Origin of the sequence: Bacillus cereus group sp. BfR-BA-01408 (assembly GCF_022663305.1) — a bacterium.
In the GTDB taxonomy this organism is placed as follows: domain Bacteria; phylum Bacillota; class Bacilli; order Bacillales; family Bacillaceae_G; genus Bacillus_A; species Bacillus_A pacificus.
Map to the genome: position 1 here is coordinate 1 of NZ_JAKUFF010000081.1, position 17,870 is coordinate 17,870.

The window sequence follows — 17,870 nt, forward strand, 5'->3', positions numbered from 1 at the left end:
CCATTTGAATAAGCTTGTACTCTCGGTGTATTTGGTTTTGCGTAAGAATATTTTACTTCTAAGTACGGTGCATTTGCTCCGTTTTCAGCTGCAATAAACTTTTTCCAATGGTTTTGTCCATTTCCGTTTGTATGTAGCTTAAAGCCGTTATTTTGCTTTGTGCCTTCCACCCATGCTTTTACTGTATTTGTTACGTTAAATTTTGCCCATTGTCCTCTTGTTACATCGGCATGCGCAATATTTGCAGAGTTCGGTTTATTATTCCAGTTCACTCCGCCAACATTCCAACTACCTGTCACTTCATCTAACCAAACACCATTTGGTTGATTCGCATAATAATGCCAAACTGTATAGGCATGGAATGTTGCACCTTCAATCTTTGCACCTTTTAAATCTGAAACATTCGGTTTAACAAATGCAAAGTTTGTTCCAGATGAGCCATCATAATACCCAACTTTTAACGTGTAAGCATTTTGACCTGAATCCCAAAGTTTTCCTCCTGAATAATTGACAGTTGGATAGGCACTTGCAGCGTATGCATTTTCAAAGTTACCTAGTTCAACAGAAGGATCTACATATACTGGATATTTCCGCTCTGGTGCTTGTAACCACTGCGGGTCTGCAGTAACAGTTAATGTATATGTTTTTTCATCTGTTTTCTCAATAGTGTAACGAACCGCATCTGACGTTACAGCCTCACCTGATTGTTGATCCACATTTGAATCATTCATATACGGTTTCGGTAATGTGAATACTTTTTCTTTTTTCTCATTTTGGAAGTCGATTGAACCATCTTCCTGTAAGCTCGGTGTTAAATCTGTTTCTAATGCAAACGTAAAAATATGATGTCCTGTATATTCACGTAAGACAAAATCTTCTTTTACATTTTCGTTAAACGTCGTGCTCTTTAAATCAACATTTGGGAAGATCCCTTTATACCATACTGTATTATTTTCATGTGTCGCAGTGACCGGTGATGGCTTCACTTCACCTTTTTCACCATTTGCACTCATTAATTTATACTGAATCGTATGATCTTTTACTTTAAATTGAACGTACTTTCCATCTTGTGTTGTTTTCTCGAACTCTGGTTCTAATGTTGTATTTTCCGTTACAATCTTTGCGTTAGGTGCTTCTACTAATTTCGGTGAAACCTCTTCTAACTTTCCATTCTTTTCAATATGAATCGGTTCCGTATATACCTTTTTCGTATACGTACCATCATTATTATCGAAAACTTTCTCTGTTTCCGTTCTTTCTTCTACAATCTCAGTCGGACTCGCCTGTGCTTTAGTCTTATCCTTCTTTAATTGATCTGGATGTGGATCTGGTAATTCCTTTTCTTCTTTCTTTTCCACTTCCGGACTTTGTTCTGAATTTGGAGATGGTGTAAACGGTGGTGCCGTTTCCGCCAATCCATTGAGTGGTATGGAGGTAACAATTAATGCAACTACGATAAGTTGGATTAAATACCTATACCATTTCTTTGCTCCCATAAACTCACCTCGTTGAAATATTTTTAACATATATAATGTTACATATCACAATGTAAACAAATGAAATAGTAAAGTAAATATCGTTTTAAAGTTTTGAAGATTTTGTGCACAAAATCCGACAATTTAACAACAATTTTATAAATATTATGACAGATATCTATTTTTATTATATAATTTAAGATTAACAATAATAGATGCGATTATTGTTTGCTAGCGACATGATATAAATATCATTCAACTAACCTTTTATTTTCACTTTCAATTTTGTTCTAATATTCAATGAAGCTAATATACTGAGCTTCATATTCATGGTGTAAATGTGCCTCCCTTAACTGTAATACCTTTATTTATAGAAGGTAATAAGAATATATTCCTTAATAACTGTTTGAACACGCCCCCACGCCTTGTTATATTTCATATGTGAAAAAGTTATCACTACAAATAAAAGAGGAAGTCTCCTAAAACATATTTTAGGAGACTTCCTCTTATTAATAGATTGCTGATTTTAACTCTCTTAAATTACAAAATCCTCCGGAATAAACACTTTCACTTCTTTCGGCTGTACGTATACAACATCACCCGCTTGAATGTTTAGCTGTCTAAACTGTTCTTTACTAATTTCTGCTTCTAAATACTCATCTGTTCCGTCTCGTTTTAATTCTACATATACGACAGGTCCAACTGCGTGAGAATATGATACTTTCGCTGGGATTGCATCTACGCTTTGTTTTGTACGAGAGATAGATAAGTGATGTGGCCTTACGTAAGCTACTCCGTCTACATTTGAAATGTGCTTATGCTCTGGTGCTTCTAGTTCCACCGATCCTACATTTAGCTTACCTTTATGGACGCGGCCGTGAAATAAATTTACATTTCCTAAAAAGTCGTACACGAACGGACTTGCTGGGTTTTCATATACTTCCTCCGGTGTTCCCATTTGTTCAATGCGCCCTTCATTCATTACAACGATGCGGTCCGCAACGTCTAGTGCTTCTTCTTGATCATGCGTTACGAATACGCTCGTAATTTGAAATTCGTCATGTAGTTTCCGGAGCCATCTTCGTAATTCTTTTCTCACTTTTGCATCAAGGGCACCGAACGGCTCATCTAGTAATAAAATTTTCGGTTCGACTGCAAGCGCCCGCGCTAGTGCGATACGCTGTCGTTGTCCGCCAGATAGTTGCGCTGGATAACGCTTAGCAAAGCCATCCATTTTTACAAGCTTTAATAATTCTGTTACTTTTTCTTCTATCGCTTCTGCTGAAGGTCTTAAACTTTTCTTTCTTACTTTTAAACCGAAAGCGACATTTTCAAATACATTCATATGTTTAAAAAGCGCATAGTGTTGGAAGACGAAACCGACTTGCCGATTTTTTACGTGAACGTCTGTTAGATCTTCCCCTTCAAATGAAATAGAGCCTTCATCCGCTTCTTCTAATCCTGCAATAATTCGTAATAACGTCGTTTTTCCAGAACCTGACGGGCCTAATAAGGCGACAAGTTCACCCTTTGGGATATCCAAATGAATGTCTGTCAACGCTTGAAATGTACCATATTGTTTTGATACACCTTGAATTTGAATACTCACCGTAATCCCCCCTTATTGTCGTTTTTCCATTCGCCATTCGATCCAGTTTTTTATAACAAGCGTAAATACCGCGATTAATGACATTAACGTCGCTACTGCAAACGCTGCTGAAAATTGATATTCATTGTACAAAATTTCAATATGAAGCGGCATCGTATTCGTAATGCCACGCACGTGACCTGATACAACAGAAACGGCTCCAAATTCACCGATAGCACGGGCATTACATAAAATCATGCCGTATAAAAGGCCCCATTTTATATTTGGAAGCGTAACGCGCCAAAACATTTTCCAGCCACTTGCGCCAAGTGATAAAGCTGCCTCTTCTTCACTTTTCCCTTGCGCCTGCATAATCGGAATTAATTCACGTGCAACGAACGGGAAAGTTACAAAGATTGTTGCGATAATAATGCCAGGAACAGAGAAAATGAGTTTCACTCCATGTTCGAGTAGCCATTCACCAAGAGCCCCCCTCGGTGTGAAGAGTAAAACGAACACTAATCCTGCGATAACTGGTGACACGGCAAACGGCAGTTCAATAAGAGATAATAATACCTGTTTTCCTTTAAACTGAAACTTTGTAATAAGCCATGCCGCTGCAATTCCGAATACCGTATTCAGCGGTACAACGATTAACGCAACGAGAAGCGTTAACCTAATTGCTGAAAATGCTTCTTGATCAGTGATAGCAGCAAAGTATACATCAAATCCTTTTTCAAAAGCTTTCAAAAAAATTGTTACGAGCGGGAGTAATAGAAAGAGAGATAAAAATAAAACTGTAATCGCAATTAATATGCTTGGTACAAGTTTAGATTCTTTTTTAGCTGACACTTTTTTTATTATTTTCTTTTCTAATAATGTTGGTTCCACTTTCTCTCCTCCTATTCACTTTTTAATTCATGCCTTCTACTCCAGCTTTGAATCATGTTAATAAAAAGAAGGAACAGGAGAGAAATAATAAGCATCACGGTCGCCACAGCTGTTGCACCTGCGTAATCATATTGTTCGAGTTTCGTCATAATCATAAGCGGTGCGATTTCTGTTTTCATCGGCATATTCCCTGCGATGAAAACGACAGATCCGTATTCTCCTAATGCCCGTGCAAATGCGAGTGAAAAGCCAGCAAGTAAAGCTGGGAATATTTCTGGCAAAATGATTTTCACAAATATTTGGAAGCGTGACGCCCCTAAACTAGAAGCCGCCTCTTCTACTTCTTTATCAATATTTTGAAGTACTGGTTGCACCATTCGAACGACAAACGGTAACCCAATAAACGTAAGTGCAACAATAATTCCGAGCGGCGTAAAAGCTACTTTTATATGAAACATACTAAATATTTTCCCCACCCAGCCATTTTCGGCATATAGCGTTGTCAGTGTAATACCAGCTACAGCAGTCGGAAGAGCGAAAGGTAAATCTATTAATCCATCTAACAATCGTTTCCCTGGAAATGTATAACGAACGAGTACCCAAGCAATTAATAAGCCAAAAATGGCATTTACAACCGCTGCTGCAAGTGAAGTCGTTAAACTCACTTGATAAGAATGCAGCACACGCTCGCTCGTTACAACTTCAGCAAATTTCTTCCAACCTAACTGTGAAGTTTGAATAAATACGATAGAAAGTGGTATAAGTACGAATAAACTCATATATAGCATTGTAAATCCAAGAGATAATCCAAACCCCGGTAAAACACGTTTTTTCCTCATCTTCTTTCACCTCATCCCCCCTTATTTTTTATAAATTTGATCGAATACACCGCCATCATTAAAATGTTTTTCCTGCGCTTTTTTCCAACCGCCAAATAGTTCATCTACTGTAAATAATTGAACTTTTGGAAATTGAGATGCATATTTTTCTGCTACCTTTTCGTTACGAGGGCGATAGAAGTTTTTCGCTGCAATTTCTTGCCCCTTTTCTGAATACAAATATTCAAGATATCCTTCTGCCACTTTTCTCGTTCCTTTTTTATCAACTACTTTATCCACAACAGCTACTGGTGGTTCCGCTAGTATACTAATTGGAGGTGTTACAATTTCAAATTTATCTTTTCCGAGCTCTTTTTGTGATAGTAATGCTTCATTTTCCCACGCGATTAATACGTCACCAATTCCTTTTTCAACGAAGGTTGTCGTTGCTCCGCGTGCCCCTGAATCTAGTACTTCCACGTTTTTATAAATTTGACCGACAAACTCTTTCGCTTTATCTTCACTATTGTTATATTTTTTTAGCGCATATCCCCATGCCCCTAAATAGTTCCAACGTGCTCCGCCTGATGTTTTCGGATTAGGCGTAATGACAGACACACCTTTTTTCGTTAAATCATCCCAATCTTTAATTCCTTTCGGGTTTCCTTTTCGTACAAGAAATACAATTGTTGATGTGTACGGAGTGGAATTATCCGCAAGTCGCTTCTGCCAATCTTCTGCTAGTTGTTTCTTCTTGCTAATCGCATCAATATCATAAGCTAGCGCTAGCGTAACAACGTCTGCTTCTAAGCCATCAATAACAGAACGCGCCTGACTTCCAGATCCTCCGTGCGATTGTTTTACATTTACTGTTTGCCCATGCTTCTCTTTCCAGTACTTCGCAAAATCTTTATTAAAATCTTGATATAACTCACGTGTTGGATCATAGGAAACATTTAAAAGTTCGACTGTTTTTTTGTCTCCACTTCCTTCAGAATTACTAGTGGATGTTGCTGAACCACACCCTGATAAAAGTACAACTGCTGATAATAAAACACCTGTACTTTTCATAAACGCTGTCTTCCTCCACTGTTTCATCGTTAAATCCCCCTTAGTTTATACAATAGAAAAAGGCACACAATATATTCACAAACGTGAACATTGTGCGCCTTCAGTTTATCTGATTAGCTTCTAATGTATTCGATTTCTTTTCATTTTAATTCTGTAATTCGCATGTGTCAACTTGGAATTTGTTTTTTTAATAACGAAAAGTCAGTGAGGATTTTCCCTCACTGACTTTTCGTTCACTTTATTTCTTCAACTTATCCGCCTTCGCAATAAATTGTGCTGCTTCCGCACGGCTTACCGCTTTATCTGGAGCCCAGCCATTATCTGTTCCAATTGAAATGTTTTCTTGGATTAAAATATTGGCATACTTCGCACCCCAATGATTGTTTAAGTCAGCAAATTCTTTCGGTAGTTTTATATTTTCATTTCTTTCTAATTTATATGCATTTACTAGCATAGAAGCCATTGATGCACGGTTAATTAACCCGCTCGGATTAAAGTTACCCCTCTCATCACCTTTTACAATACCTGCTTTTTCAACAGCAGCGATATACGGCGTTGCCCAGTGATTTTGTGCATCAGGAAATGATGGCTTTGCATCTTTCTTAATTTCTAATCCTAAAACAGTTGCTAATATTTTTGCAGCGGAACTACGATCGATATTTTCAGCCGGTGCAAATGTACCATCTGGCTTACCGTGCACTGCTTCTTTATCTACTAAATATTGAACTGATTCTTGTGCCCATGCTGGTACATCTGAGAATTTAGATTCCTTTTTTATTGTACTTCCATCTACTTCAAATTGTACTTGGAAGTGATGATCATATTGCATTGCTGGAATCACGATATGTAATTTCATATTATATTTCTTTGAAAAGTCACCCAGCTCAAATTGAACAACTTTCGTACCGTTATTCGCTGCGCTTTCCGAGATTACTTTCACATCCTGGTACGTTCCTAATTGATTCGGATTTTCTACTTTGAACTCTTTAAAATAATTACTATCTGTCGCTGTTAATGTAACAATTTTTTTATTACCTTGAATCGTTACTTTTGCATCTTTTAAATATTTTGAAGCGATTGATGCTTCATTTGTTTTATCTTTATATGCTTTAAATACAACGTCATACGTGCCATCTGTTAGTCTACTATTTGCTTTCATTTCAACCGCTGCTTCAGCTTTCGCGATTGGTGCCATAATACCGCTAAATGGAACTACTAACGTTGCTGCTATAACGAATGCATTTACATGTTTTTTCTTAATCATTATCAATATGACATCTCCCTTTATATAAATATATCCAACATAACTATCATATTGATAATGATTATCAATGTCAAATAAAAATAATAATATTATTTCCTACATAAGTACGCCCTTTCAGCATTCATTTCATCCATAATGTCACAAATAAGATACTGCACTCGCCGTAAACGTAATTCCTTCTGTTCCACTTATATCTCCTCCTTATTAGTCATATTACGGTTTAAATATATGGCACCATAGCTTAACCAATGCTAAAAAATAGAAAGGCAACCATCTTCATAAAGATGGTTGCCCCTATTTTTAAACTTGCATCGCTTTTTCTCTCAAAGCTCTTCTCAGCAATTTACCTGTCGTATTCTTCGGCAATTCTGTTAAAAACTCGATACTCTTTGGTACTTTATATTTCGCTAAATGTAACGTACAGTAATGCATCAGTTCTTCTTCTGTTACGTTCGTTTGTTTCAGAACGACGTAAGCTCGCACTGCTTCTCCTAAGTTTTCATCAGGAACGCCGATTACGACAACTTCTGCTACAGATTCGTGTGTATACAATACTTCCTCTACTTCACGAGGGTATACGTTATAACCGCCAACTAGGACGATATCTTTTTTACGATCAACGATATAGAAGTAACCTTCTTCATCCATTTTCGCTAAGTCTCCTGTATACAACCAGCCGTCCTTTAATGTCGCAGCTGTATCTTCTGGCGCGTTATAATATCCTTTCATAACGTTAGGTCCGCGAACAATTAATTCACCGACTGCTCCGACAGGTACTTCTTCCCCAAGTTCATTTACAATTTTATTTTCTACATGCCAAATATTTGTACCGATTGATCCTGGTTTACGCGGACGATCAAGCGGGTTAAAACAAGTAACTGGTGATGCTTCTGATAAACCGTATCCTTCTGAAACGATAACGTCAAAACGTTTTTCAAAGTTTTGCAGAAGAGCAACTGGCATTGAAGCACCACCTGAAATACAAAGACGAAGTGTCTTCACATCTTCTGCGCTCGCTTCTTCGAATAAATATAAATAATTGTACATTGTCGGTACACCAGCAAAAATCGTCGGTTCGTACGTACGACAAATACGGAATACTTCTTTCGGACTAAATTTCGGTAACATTAAAATCGTTGCCCCGTTCACAATCGGTGCATTTACCGCCACCGTTAAACAAAATACGTGGAACATCGGCAGTGCCGCAACGACGCGATCATCAGCCGTATATTGTAAATACGACGCCACATCGCTCGCATTACTATATAAATTTTTATGAGTTAACATAGCGCCTTTCGGTTTTCCAGTCGTGCCTGAAGTGTATAGAATAACCGCTACATCTTCTTCATCTAGCTCTGGGCCTTCGTAAGTTAAATCTCCAGCCCCTATCATTCTAGTAAACGTTTTCATTTTTTCGGTTTCTGTATGGTTAAAATCTGATGAGGTTTCGCATATGATGATGTTTTCTAATGAAGGAAGTCTTGTTGTAAGAGATTGTATAACAGGTAGAAGGACGTCGAGTACGATGATTGTTTTTACATCTCCATTTTGTAAAATGTAATGCATTTCGTCTGCTGTATAAATTGGATTAACTGGAATAACAGTTGCTCCCGCTTTCATTGTTCCGTATAAACCGACCAAAAAATGTGGTGAATTCCCAACAACTAATGCAACATTGTCCCCTTTTCCAATGCCCATTTCTGCTAAATTGCTAGAAAACCTTGTGACCATTTTGTTTAATTGGTCATATGAGACCGACTGATCCATAAATATATAAGCCGGTTTATCCCCCTTCTTTTTCGCCGTTTCAGCCAAAGATTGAACGAGATTCACACAAACCCCACCTTTATAAAATTTAGAATATTTAAAAATTCTAAATTAATTATATTAAAAGAAAATTAAAGTGGCAAGTGTTATTCCATTAACTGCATATAGACAGATCACTTTCTCTTCATTTACTTTGGAAGGATAAGGGAATTTTGTTTGCAAGTAATTTATGAAACTAGACCAGAAATCATTTTAGGATAATATGCACTCATCTTTTCTCTCAGCATTGCAAGTTCTTGTTTATTTAAACTCGTATACTCCCCGTACAAGTTAAGAACGTCCGCTCCATCTTCATGAAAATACACCGTAACATATAATGTTGGTAACCCTGCATTGTCTTCATCTATTGAAAAGACGACATCTGGTGTCTTATTAACAGTGCTGAATGTTTCATTTCTTTTCCACTTCTTATTTTGAAACATGTCTTGTATTTCCTGTATCTTTCGTCTGTTATCTGTATGCGTAAAATATATAACATTATCTTTCGCTGGCTTTCCAATAGATAAAAGTGTGCGACTTTGGGACGTTTCATCGTTACAAGCTGTCATTCCGATGACAAAGCTGAGCAATAATACAACGTACATTACCCTCTTCATTTCAATCCGCCTCCTTTTAAATATATATATTCCTTTATAAGGGGCAAATGTCTTATGATTTGATGGTATATGAAATTATATCGGCGATTTTTCACATATATCAGCGCAACTCAATTTATATCAGCGATTTTCCAAATATATCGACCGCAACTCGAAATATATCAGCGATTTTTAAAATATATCGACTTACCGACAAAACGCGACAATCTACGCAAAAAAAAGAGGCTGCTCGTTACTGCAGCCCCCCTTATTTTTAGAAGAATAAATGTAAGAAATCTTCTGTTGTAATATTACCGAAGTAGCGTGCGATATCTACGCCTTCTAAAGCTGCAGTAAATGCATCTTTATCAAATTGTATACCTGTTAGACGCTCTTCAATATCATGAACATCTAGTGAACCGAAGAAGTCGCCGTAAATTTTGCATTCTGTTACTGTTCCTTTTTTCACTTCAAGACGAACATCAACTTGTCCAACTGGGAAGCGGTGTGAATGTTGTAAGTTGAACTTCGGAGATTTTCCGTAGTTCCAATCCCAATTTTGGTAGCGCTCTTCAGAAAGTTTATGGATTTCTTTCCAATCTTCTTCTGTTAATTCATACGTTGGAATTTCTGTTTCCCCTTCGAAAATTGTTTCTAGAAGAAGTTGTCTAAACTCTTCTGTCGTCATTTCTTCGTTCAGGAACTCTGTAATATTCGCAACGCGGCTACGGATTGATTTAATTCCTTTTGATTGGATTTTATCCATTTTTACTTTTAACGCTGATACGACGTGATCGATTTCAGAGTCAAATAGTAACGTACCGTGACTGAACATACGACCTTTCGTTGAGAACTGCGCGTTACCTGAAATTTTTCTACCTTCAGCTAAAATGTCGTTACGACCACTTAGTTCTGCATTTACACCTAATTTACCAAGTGCTTTCGTTACAGGCTCTGTGAATTTTTTGAAGTTGCTGAAACTGTCCCCATCATCTTTCGTAATAAAACTGAAGTTTAAGTTTCCTAAATCATGATATACTGCGCCTCCGCCTGATAGACGACGAACGACATGAATCCCTTTTTCTTTTACGTAATCAGCATTAATTTCTTCTACTGTGTTTTGGTTTTTACCAGTGATAATAGAAGGTTCGTTAATGTAGAACAGTAAATACGTTTCGTTAATATCTAAATTCTTCACACAATATTCTTCAATTGCTAAGTTTATTCTAGGATCTGTAATTCCTTTATTATCAATAAATAACATCGTATCACCTCATGAGTTCCATACGTAGCCACTATGCGCTAACGTAATATGGCCACTGAAAATTTGTTTTGCTTCTGTTACTAAATCAGCTGGATTGCCTGTATGCGGTAAGTGCGTTAATAAAAGTTCTTTTACATTCGCATCTTTCGCAATACTTGCTACTTCTGTACTATTCATATGCCCTGCTTTTGCAGCCTCTTGATGTGCATACATATTACACTCACAAATGAAAAGATCAGCATCTTTCGTGAATGGAATAAATTCAGGAATATAACTGGAATCTGCGCTATATACTACAGCGTCATTACCTGCTGTAATACGCATCGCAAAGCATGTAACAGGATGAACAGTTTTTAAGAATGAGATCGAGAACGGTCCAACTTGAAGTGTTTCTTCTGGATTGTACGCGATTCCTTTCGTATGCGGTTCATGCGTTAAAGAATGGAATCCACTCTCATCAAACGTATGACCGTATATTGGTAACTCCGGTAGTTGTCCTTTTGTCGCACTCGTAATTAATCTCGCATATTGCAATACCCCAATATCTGCAACATGATCGTGATGGTAGTGCGACAGTACAACTGCATCTATATCAGACGGTGTTATATATTTTTGAAGCTGTGCTAGTACACCACTACCACAGTCTACAAGTAAACGAAAACCATCGTGTTCAAACAAATACCCCGACGTTGCTTCTCCCGCTTCTGGAAAGCCGCCCCAAAAGCCGACAACAGTCATTTTCATATGTATCCATCCTTTCTAAAACCGAGTAGAAATGCATGTTTTACTTACATCCTACATTGTTAACTATAATCCATTTCCTAAACTTTTTCATTAATTTTCAATTTTGTTATAAAACAGTTGTTGACTTTTGTTTTTTGTACTAATACAATGATAGTAAGAAATGGAAATGGAGGGATTGACATGATCGATCAACCAATGGAGTTTTTCAGAAATTTACCGACGAAAACTTGTGCGCACTGCGGGAAAGAAATTGATGAGCAGCACGAAGCATACCATAACAAATGTGATGACTGCGTTCACGAAGAATAGTAGTTTGTGAACATAAAAAACCTAGCAGACATAGTCTACTAGGCTAATAACATCGTATCCTTCATCGTTGAACCTTTCACCAAGAGCTCCAGTTCAAACTCATACAATTCTTTTTTTCGATAATTTTTCGTATGGATTTTATCCATCATCAGGTCGACAACTTTTCGGGCCATCTCATCGATTGGCTGTTCAATTGTCGTAATACCTGGCTCTGTAATCTGTGATAAAATTTGATTATCAAAACCGATAACAGCGAGATCATCTGGAATACTCCAGTCATGGCGCTTCGCCTCTGAGATAATTCCAGCTGCTACCTCATCGCCTCCTGCCAAAATCGCGGTAGGATTTTTTTTGTCCTTTAATACTTCATGGAATATTCGTTTTCCATCTTCCCAAGAGAAAGCGTTTTCAAGAAAATCAATCGCTTCTACTTGGCGGCTCTTCTCCGTTATGGCACGTAAAAAGCCCATTTTTCGCTGTTGACTAACGACTTTGGTTTCGTTTCCACGGCAAAAAATAAGATTACGATATCCTTGTTCTAACACATGCTTAGCAGCTATGTATGCTCCTTGCGCATGATCAAACTTCACTGTTGGAATATTTGCTTCCTCAATATATTCATTACATAACACGATTGGACCGTGTTGTAAGTATGGCTCTACATCTTCCCACGGATTTTCTAGTGAACATAGAATAATCCCATCTACTTGCTTCGTAGATAATAATTGTAAATACTCCATCTCTTTTTCCGGTAAATATCTTGTTTGACAAATAATCAGTTTATATTTATGCTCAGAAGCAGCAATCTCTATTGCCTCAATAAATCTACTGAAGAAAGGATTTGTAATCCTTGGAACTAGCACCGCAATTGTTTCTGTTTTTTGTTTACGAAGCCTTCTCGCCGCAGAATTAGGAACGAAGCCTAAATGCTTCATTGCTAATTGAACCCTTTTTTTCTTCTCATCTGAAACATATGGATGATTATTAATCACCCTAGAAACCGTTGTCCTTGATAACCCCGCTAATTTCGCCACGTCCTCTATAGTCGACACGAAATTCTCCCCCTTTGCATGAAAACGTTTTCTTAAATTGATTATATAGTATATTATTGGAAACTGCAATACGGCTTCTTATGATTTTACTATATTAATATTATACATAGGGAAAAGTATGTTAATGGGAGGGGAATTTATATTCGTTTTAGAAGTTTACAGGAGGCATATTTATTAAAGATAGAGGGAGATACTTCATGAATCGGACGGATCGTTTATTAGCCATATTAATTGAATTACAAAGAAGACAAACTGTTACCGCACAAAGCTTAGCTGAAAAATTTGAGACAAGTATAAGAACGATTTATCGAGATATGGATGCACTTAGTGAATGTGGCGTCCCAATTTTCGCCATGCCCGGCCACGGCTATTCATTAATAGATGGTTATTTCTTGCCCCCCATTCAGCTTACGCCTGAAGAGGCTGTTACCCTTTTACTAGGCGGTGATTATATCGAGAAAACTTTCACTTCTTCTTTTTCTGTACATGCACGATCAGCAAAAGAGAAACTTGAAATTGTTCTCCCTGCTGATCAACAAAAGAAAGCCCAGGAATTACGAGAAACTTTTCGTTTCCTTTCTCCTATATTTTCACATCAGCAATCTGAACAAGAAAAACTAGAAAATCAACTTCTTCTATTGCAAGAATCTATTCAAAAAGAACAAGCTATCTCTTTTTCTTATCGGAAACCGAGAGAAACTACAAAAATAAAGCGGACCGTTCATCCTTACGGCTTAGTCAACATTTCAGGGATTTGGTACATCGTTGCCTACTGTTTACTTAGAAAACAAATACGTAATTTTCGTTTAGATCGTATGGAGGATTTACAGCAAGAGCAAGAATTCTTTACAAAACCCGAAGACTTTTCTTTGCAAGAATATCAGCCTGAAAGCAACCGTACTGTGATGATTCATTTATTATTCCCCTCCCATATTGCACATAAAATTATTGAATCACGATATTTTTTTATAGATTCATATGAACATAGAGATAACTATTTTCACGTCTTTTTGAAATCTAGAAACATAGATGAAGTGTTTCAATGGGTATTGAGCTGGGGAAGCCAAGTGCACGTACTTGAGCCAAAAATTCTTTCTGAAAAAATTCGTGATGAAGCAAAAAAAATGTTAAAACTTTAATTTCACTACTGACATAATGTTGTCAGTAGCCATCCTTTATATTAGGTAGTAACAAATATATTTTCATAAAAAGGAGTTAACGCTATGAAGAAATTTGAAGAATTAGCTACGTATTACATGGAGGAATTAGAAAAATATTCGATAGAACAATTTAGGATCAAACCTTCTGCTGAGGAATGGTCCCTCGGTCAAATGTATAATCACTTAATTTCAGCTACACGCATGCAGTTAGATGCAATCGCGAAATGCAGAACTGAATTACCTTCTGTAACTAACAAGAAAACAGATATGGGAGAAAAAGTATATATGATGGGGGCTTTCCCAGACATAAAAATCAAATTACCAGATCATCCTGGATATACGCCTGAAAACCCAGCTAATAAAGAAGACGTACAGAAACAGCTTCTAGAATTAATTACAATTGTTAAAGACATTGAGCCAACACTTTCTTCTATCCCTAGTGATTGTAAAGTCGAACATCCTGGGCTTGGTTACTTACATGCAGCAGAATGGTTCCAACTTATTTCTATGCATTTTGCACATCATCTTCGTCAGAAAGAAAGATTGAAGACAAAAGTTTTAGTGTGAAAAATGAAAAAAAGGTGGTTTCGTCTATTTCCAAACCACCTTTTTATTTCTATCTTTGCGGCTTTGATATTTCCTGCATAAATCCAGCCATACTCGCTAATAAGCTAGTAAAAACGAAAAGTACAATAATAAGAGGAATAAGTTTATCTTTATTTAAATTCGTAATCGTTTTTAAACCTATACCTAATAAAATGTAATACCAAATATTAAATATGTCTATTCTTTGAGCGATTGTATGTAAAACCATATTATCCGTTGCTATCGCGCCTAAACTTGTATAAGATATCTCATACCCACTTAGAGACAGTGCAATTAATCCGTTTAAAATCATCCCTAATCGCAATACAAATGAAGCATAAATAATTATCGGGAATGTTTGCTTATAGTTAATGTCAACCCCGAAAAAAATCATAATATTTTTATAGAATATAGGCGCAAAAAATAAAGCTACGATTCCACTGACTGTAGAAATCCCAAATGTGGTAAAGAAAGTTATGTATTTTGGTACAGTAAATCCCGTTTTATCATGAAACATACTAAGCGCAGGATTATTTAAAGCATTCCAAGACATTAAAGCACTTGAAATAATAATAAGAACCATTAAAAGAGCGAGTGGTAAAAATATATTTCTTTGATTCTTCATCCTTTTGAATTGCAGTGTTGGTGAAGTAAACATCCCCAAAATTGATGGTTTCCCTGAAATCTCTTCATGTATGAGACTACTAGCTTGCAAGAAAATCCCCCTTCCTCATTACACTCATAGCTCCTCCCACTTCGCCCACACTTCTCTCCCATTTATACGGTACATATTATCCTCTCTGTCCATAAACCCCTGCACAATAAACTCGCGTCTAATCGTACAAAAATCGTCATGATATTGTTTGATGAATGCATTGATTTCTTTTTCCGTATACTGATTTTCAACGTTTAATTTGCTAATTAAATACTCTAACAATACTAGTTTTTTCTTCTTTTGACCTGGAATCGATTTTAGACGGTCCTCTTTATCAAAAAAGTTACGAATGGTCGTATCCCTGAATTTTATTTCACTTTCAGTCATTTTGTTGTCCTCCATCGATTTTTTCTTTATCATTTTTATTGATTTTTTTACTTAAAAAGTAAATAAAGTAATAACCACCCATTAACACATAGTAGAACGTAAGTATTCCAAATGCATCTCTCATACTTGTATATACTTCTTTATCAAACAATATAGGTGAAAGGGCATAAACAAGAAAAATAATTAGCGGATTTATAATTAAATAAGAAATATGTTTTCTTTTCATCATATCCCCCCTCTACTCTATGTTTCTCTATAAATTGTTGTAATTCCTATCCTTTTATTTAGCCTACACATGAAATATGGTGAAATTAAGAAAAAAAAGGGATATAAAACAACCATTACATTATGAAGAAAATATTTTATCCACTTTAAATACAGTTGTACACCTTTCTTACAACTGTATTTCTTTTTCATTTTTACTCCTCTCATCTACACTTTTCTTAATTTATTTATTACTTTTACGTCTGCAACTTTTTATTCAAATTAATAAATTAAATATGGTAAATTATGTTATAATTTAATTATACATACTTTGGAGGGGAAATAGTGAAAAAAGCTATTATCGTATTAAGCATCCTATATCTTATTTTAACCGTACATACAGGAGCTGTTCTTTTAGGAAAAGAGAATTATAAAGGGACTATCAATACATTAAAGAAAACAAAGGAAACCGCTTCCTTCCAATCTGCAAAAGACGGTGTGATTTTATTAAAAGGAACATTAACTACCGCGCAACCTATTACAGAGGAAAAACTTCAAAATAAAGAATTCGCACTCCTTGAAATTAATACATATAAACGACGAAAAGCAAATTGGATAAACATTAATACTGAGCAGCATATTGCAAAGCAACTCTTACTAAACAATGAGACTCTTCCTGCCTTAAAAGAAATCCGTTTCTCAATGGAACCAATTACACTGTCAGGCAAAGATATTTCTGCCGAAGACTATTCACTAAAAAAGAATGATACCCAATTAACAATTAAAGGTAAAGGATACCGATACACCGGAATAGAAAACAAATCAGACGTTCTTATTTTTGGCATAAAAAAAGGAGATACACTTGAAGGTTATAGTGGCTCTGAAATTCTAATAGGAAAAACAAAAGAGGACATTGCCAGCAACATGAAACTATATACTTTTGCTGAAAAATATGGTCCATTTGTTTGGATTGTAGCTACAATTATTCTTATAAGTATTGCTATATGCTTCTTCCGTAAAAATAGAAAAACAAATGAAATTTCTCAGCCAATAAAACAAAACTAATAAAAAAAGCACCATTTCGGTGCTTTTTTATGTTCCTTATTTACGCTTCAACCGATTGATTTTCAGCAATATTTTTAAATTGTCGTTTGTGCATCCAAGTTAATGAAGCGATTGTTCCAAGTGATAATACAACGATGAAGATCATGAGCATTCCAATGTTTTGCCACATGAAGTTAAAGTCTCCGCTTGATACGACTGCCTTCAATCCAGATACAGAGTATGTCATCGGTAACCAAGCATTGAATGGTTGTAAAAACTTCGGAATCAATTCTAGCGGGAATGTTCCGGCACTCGTTGTCAGCTGAATAATTAATGTGATGATGGCAATGAAACGTCCTGCATCACCGAATGCTGTTACTAAACATTGAATTAATGCGATAAACGCTAAGCTTGTAAAGATGCTAAAGAGTATGAAATACGGAATGCTTTGTACTTCTACACCTAATCCGAATAGTAATATGACATCAGCTACTACCGCTTGAATAATACCGACTGATAGTAATACGCCGAACTTACTAATAAACCAGCTAAACCCTGATTTTGGAACACCAACTGTGTCACGTAATGGATATACGATTGATAATAGTAATGCCCCAACAAATAAACCGAGTGATAAGAAATACGGTGTAAATCCAGTTCCATAGTTAGGAACTTCTGCCATTTTCTCTGTCTTCACTTTTACAGGACTTGCAAACATATCATACGTTTTATCCGTTCCTTTTACTTCACTAGTTTTCTCTGCCCCTTCGCCAAGTTTCTCAGCAAGTTCACCTGAACCGTCGTTTACTTTTACGAGACCATCTGTTACTTTTCCTGATCCGTCTGCTAGTTTATTTACGCCGTCGATTAGCTGGGTTGAGCCTGTTGACATTTTGTTTAGGCCACCATTTAGATCGCCCAGACCTGTTGTTACTTGATTTGAGCCATCTGCTAATT

Annotated in this window: 19 protein-coding genes; 4 read left to right on the top strand and 15 right to left on the bottom strand. The window is 36.4% G+C overall.

Going from position 1 to position 17,870, the window contains the following annotated elements:
- From MR083_RS22775 to MR083_RS22820, 10 genes are all read right to left on the bottom strand, one after another.
- Nucleotides 1–1,496, bottom strand: a 1,496-nt coding sequence (locus tag MR083_RS22775) for a DNRLRE domain-containing protein (RefSeq protein WP_242269874.1), incomplete at its 3' end; no start/stop codon positions are given.
- 514 nt (nt 1,497–2,010) lie between these two features.
- Nucleotides 2,011–3,084 carry a sulfate/molybdate ABC transporter ATP-binding protein gene (locus MR083_RS22780; protein ID WP_242269875.1) on the bottom strand — a complete coding sequence of 358 codons (1,074 nt, stop codon included), beginning with the start codon at nt 3,082–3,084 and terminating at the stop codon, nt 2,011–2,013.
- Nucleotides 3,085–3,096: 12 nt separating this feature from the next.
- On the bottom strand, nt 3,097–3,954 hold the full coding sequence (cysW, locus tag MR083_RS22785) for a sulfate ABC transporter permease subunit CysW (RefSeq protein WP_000433821.1): 858 nt from the start codon (nt 3,952–3,954) through the stop codon (nt 3,097–3,099).
- A gap of 11 nt (nt 3,955–3,965) precedes the next feature.
- Nucleotides 3,966–4,793 (bottom strand): sulfate ABC transporter permease subunit CysT, encoded by an 828-nt coding sequence (gene cysT, locus MR083_RS22790; RefSeq protein WP_242269876.1) that lies wholly within the window; start codon nt 4,791–4,793, stop codon nt 3,966–3,968.
- Between the two features lie 21 nt (nt 4,794–4,814).
- Nucleotides 4,815–5,870 (bottom strand): sulfate ABC transporter substrate-binding protein, encoded by a 1,056-nt coding sequence (locus MR083_RS22795; protein WP_016716743.1) that lies wholly within the window; start codon nt 5,868–5,870, stop codon nt 4,815–4,817.
- Nucleotides 5,871–6,081: 211 nt separating this feature from the next.
- Nucleotides 6,082–7,107 carry an NEAT domain-containing protein gene (locus MR083_RS22800; RefSeq protein WP_000592093.1) on the bottom strand — a complete coding sequence of 342 codons (1,026 nt, stop codon included), beginning with the start codon at nt 7,105–7,107 and terminating at the stop codon, nt 6,082–6,084.
- Nucleotides 7,108–7,407: 300 nt separating this feature from the next.
- Complete coding sequence (locus MR083_RS22805; RefSeq protein WP_001055165.1) at nt 7,408–8,940, bottom strand: fatty acid--CoA ligase family protein; 1,533 nt, start codon at nt 8,938–8,940, stop codon at nt 7,408–7,410.
- Nucleotides 8,941–9,101: 161 nt separating this feature from the next.
- Nucleotides 9,102–9,530, bottom strand: a complete 429-nt coding sequence (locus MR083_RS22810) for a hypothetical protein (protein ID WP_000832624.1) — start codon at nt 9,528–9,530, stop codon at nt 9,102–9,104.
- A 253-nt stretch (nt 9,531–9,783) separates the two neighbouring features.
- On the bottom strand, nt 9,784–10,773 hold the full coding sequence (locus tag MR083_RS22815; protein ID WP_242269877.1) for a lipoate--protein ligase: 990 nt from the start codon (nt 10,771–10,773) through the stop codon (nt 9,784–9,786).
- 9 nt (nt 10,774–10,782) lie between these two features.
- Nucleotides 10,783–11,517, bottom strand: coding sequence for an MBL fold metallo-hydrolase (locus tag MR083_RS22820; protein WP_000784661.1), 735 nt, complete (start codon nt 11,515–11,517; stop codon nt 10,783–10,785).
- A gap of 180 nt (nt 11,518–11,697) precedes the next feature.
- On the opposite strand from MR083_RS22820, the gene yhfH reads away from it, so the two are divergent.
- Nucleotides 11,698–11,826, top strand: coding sequence for a protein YhfH (gene yhfH, locus MR083_RS22825; RefSeq protein WP_000567010.1), 129 nt, complete (start codon nt 11,698–11,700; stop codon nt 11,824–11,826).
- Nucleotides 11,827–11,864: 38 nt separating this feature from the next.
- On the opposite strand, the gene MR083_RS22830 is transcribed toward yhfH, so the two are convergent.
- Complete coding sequence (locus tag MR083_RS22830; protein ID WP_000103718.1) at nt 11,865–12,878, bottom strand: LacI family DNA-binding transcriptional regulator; 1,014 nt, start codon at nt 12,876–12,878, stop codon at nt 11,865–11,867.
- Nucleotides 12,879–13,075: 197 nt separating this feature from the next.
- Between MR083_RS22830 and MR083_RS22835 the strand changes: the two genes are divergently transcribed.
- Together MR083_RS22835 and MR083_RS22840 are read left to right on the top strand one after the other, a co-directional pair.
- Nucleotides 13,076–14,017 carry a helix-turn-helix transcriptional regulator gene (locus MR083_RS22835; RefSeq protein WP_242269878.1) on the top strand — a complete coding sequence of 314 codons (942 nt, stop codon included), beginning with the start codon at nt 13,076–13,078 and terminating at the stop codon, nt 14,015–14,017.
- An 84-nt stretch (nt 14,018–14,101) separates the two neighbouring features.
- Nucleotides 14,102–14,605, top strand: coding sequence for a DinB family protein (locus tag MR083_RS22840; protein ID WP_242269879.1), 504 nt, complete (start codon nt 14,102–14,104; stop codon nt 14,603–14,605).
- Between the two features lie 49 nt (nt 14,606–14,654).
- Here the strand turns inward: MR083_RS22840 and yknW are convergent, their stop codons facing one another.
- The 3 genes from yknW to MR083_RS22855 are packed head-to-tail and all read right to left on the bottom strand — an operon-like array spanning nt 14,655 to nt 15,894.
- Nucleotides 14,655–15,338, bottom strand: coding sequence for a YknW family membrane protein (yknW, locus tag MR083_RS22845; protein ID WP_242269880.1), 684 nt, complete (start codon nt 15,336–15,338; stop codon nt 14,655–14,657).
- 24 nt (nt 15,339–15,362) lie between these two features.
- Nucleotides 15,363–15,665 (bottom strand): DUF2087 domain-containing protein, encoded by a 303-nt coding sequence (locus MR083_RS22850; RefSeq protein ID WP_242269881.1) that lies wholly within the window; start codon nt 15,663–15,665, stop codon nt 15,363–15,365.
- Nucleotides 15,658–15,894, bottom strand: coding sequence for a hypothetical protein (locus MR083_RS22855; protein WP_396022316.1), 237 nt, complete (start codon nt 15,892–15,894; stop codon nt 15,658–15,660). Before MR083_RS22855 ends, MR083_RS22850 begins: the two co-directional genes overlap by 8 nt.
- A gap of 320 nt (nt 15,895–16,214) precedes the next feature.
- Here MR083_RS22855 and MR083_RS22860 point away from each other — a divergent pair, with 320 nt between their 5' ends.
- Nucleotides 16,215–16,934 (top strand): hypothetical protein, encoded by a 720-nt coding sequence (locus MR083_RS22860; RefSeq protein WP_242269883.1) that lies wholly within the window; start codon nt 16,215–16,217, stop codon nt 16,932–16,934.
- Between the two features lie 40 nt (nt 16,935–16,974).
- Here the strand turns inward: MR083_RS22860 and MR083_RS22865 are convergent.
- Nucleotides 16,975–17,870: YhgE/Pip family protein (locus tag MR083_RS22865; protein ID WP_242269884.1), on the bottom strand; the 896-nt coding region annotated here is incomplete at its 5' end.

Excerpts from the sequence above, each read along its gene's own strand:
- cysT (WP_242269876.1), bottom strand. The coding sequence starts at position 4,793 with ATGAGGAAAAAACGTGTTTTACCGGGGTTTGGATTATCTCTTGGATTT.
- MR083_RS22800 (WP_000592093.1), bottom strand. The coding sequence starts at position 7,107 with ATGATTAAGAAAAAACATGTAAATGCATTCGTTATAGCAGCAACGTTA.
- yhfH (WP_000567010.1), top strand. The coding sequence starts at position 11,698 with ATGATCGATCAACCAATGGAGTTTTTCAGAAATTTACCGACGAAAACT.
- MR083_RS22795 (WP_016716743.1), bottom strand. The coding sequence starts at position 5,870 with ATGAAACAGTGGAGGAAGACAGCGTTTATGAAAAGTACAGGTGTTTTA.
- MR083_RS22820 (WP_000784661.1), bottom strand. The coding sequence starts at position 11,517 with ATGAAAATGACTGTTGTCGGCTTTTGGGGCGGCTTTCCAGAAGCGGGA.
- MR083_RS22835 (WP_242269878.1), top strand. The coding sequence starts at position 13,076 with ATGAATCGGACGGATCGTTTATTAGCCATATTAATTGAATTACAAAGA.
- MR083_RS22855 (WP_396022316.1), bottom strand. The coding sequence starts at position 15,894 with ATGATGAAAAGAAAACATATTTCTTATTTAATTATAAATCCGCTAATT.
- MR083_RS22815 (WP_242269877.1), bottom strand. The coding sequence starts at position 10,773 with ATGTTATTTATTGATAATAAAGGAATTACAGATCCTAGAATAAACTTA.
- MR083_RS22840 (WP_242269879.1), top strand. The coding sequence starts at position 14,102 with ATGAAGAAATTTGAAGAATTAGCTACGTATTACATGGAGGAATTAGAA.
- MR083_RS22810 (WP_000832624.1), bottom strand. The coding sequence starts at position 9,530 with ATGAAGAGGGTAATGTACGTTGTATTATTGCTCAGCTTTGTCATCGGA.
- MR083_RS22850 (WP_242269881.1), bottom strand. The coding sequence starts at position 15,665 with ATGACTGAAAGTGAAATAAAATTCAGGGATACGACCATTCGTAACTTT.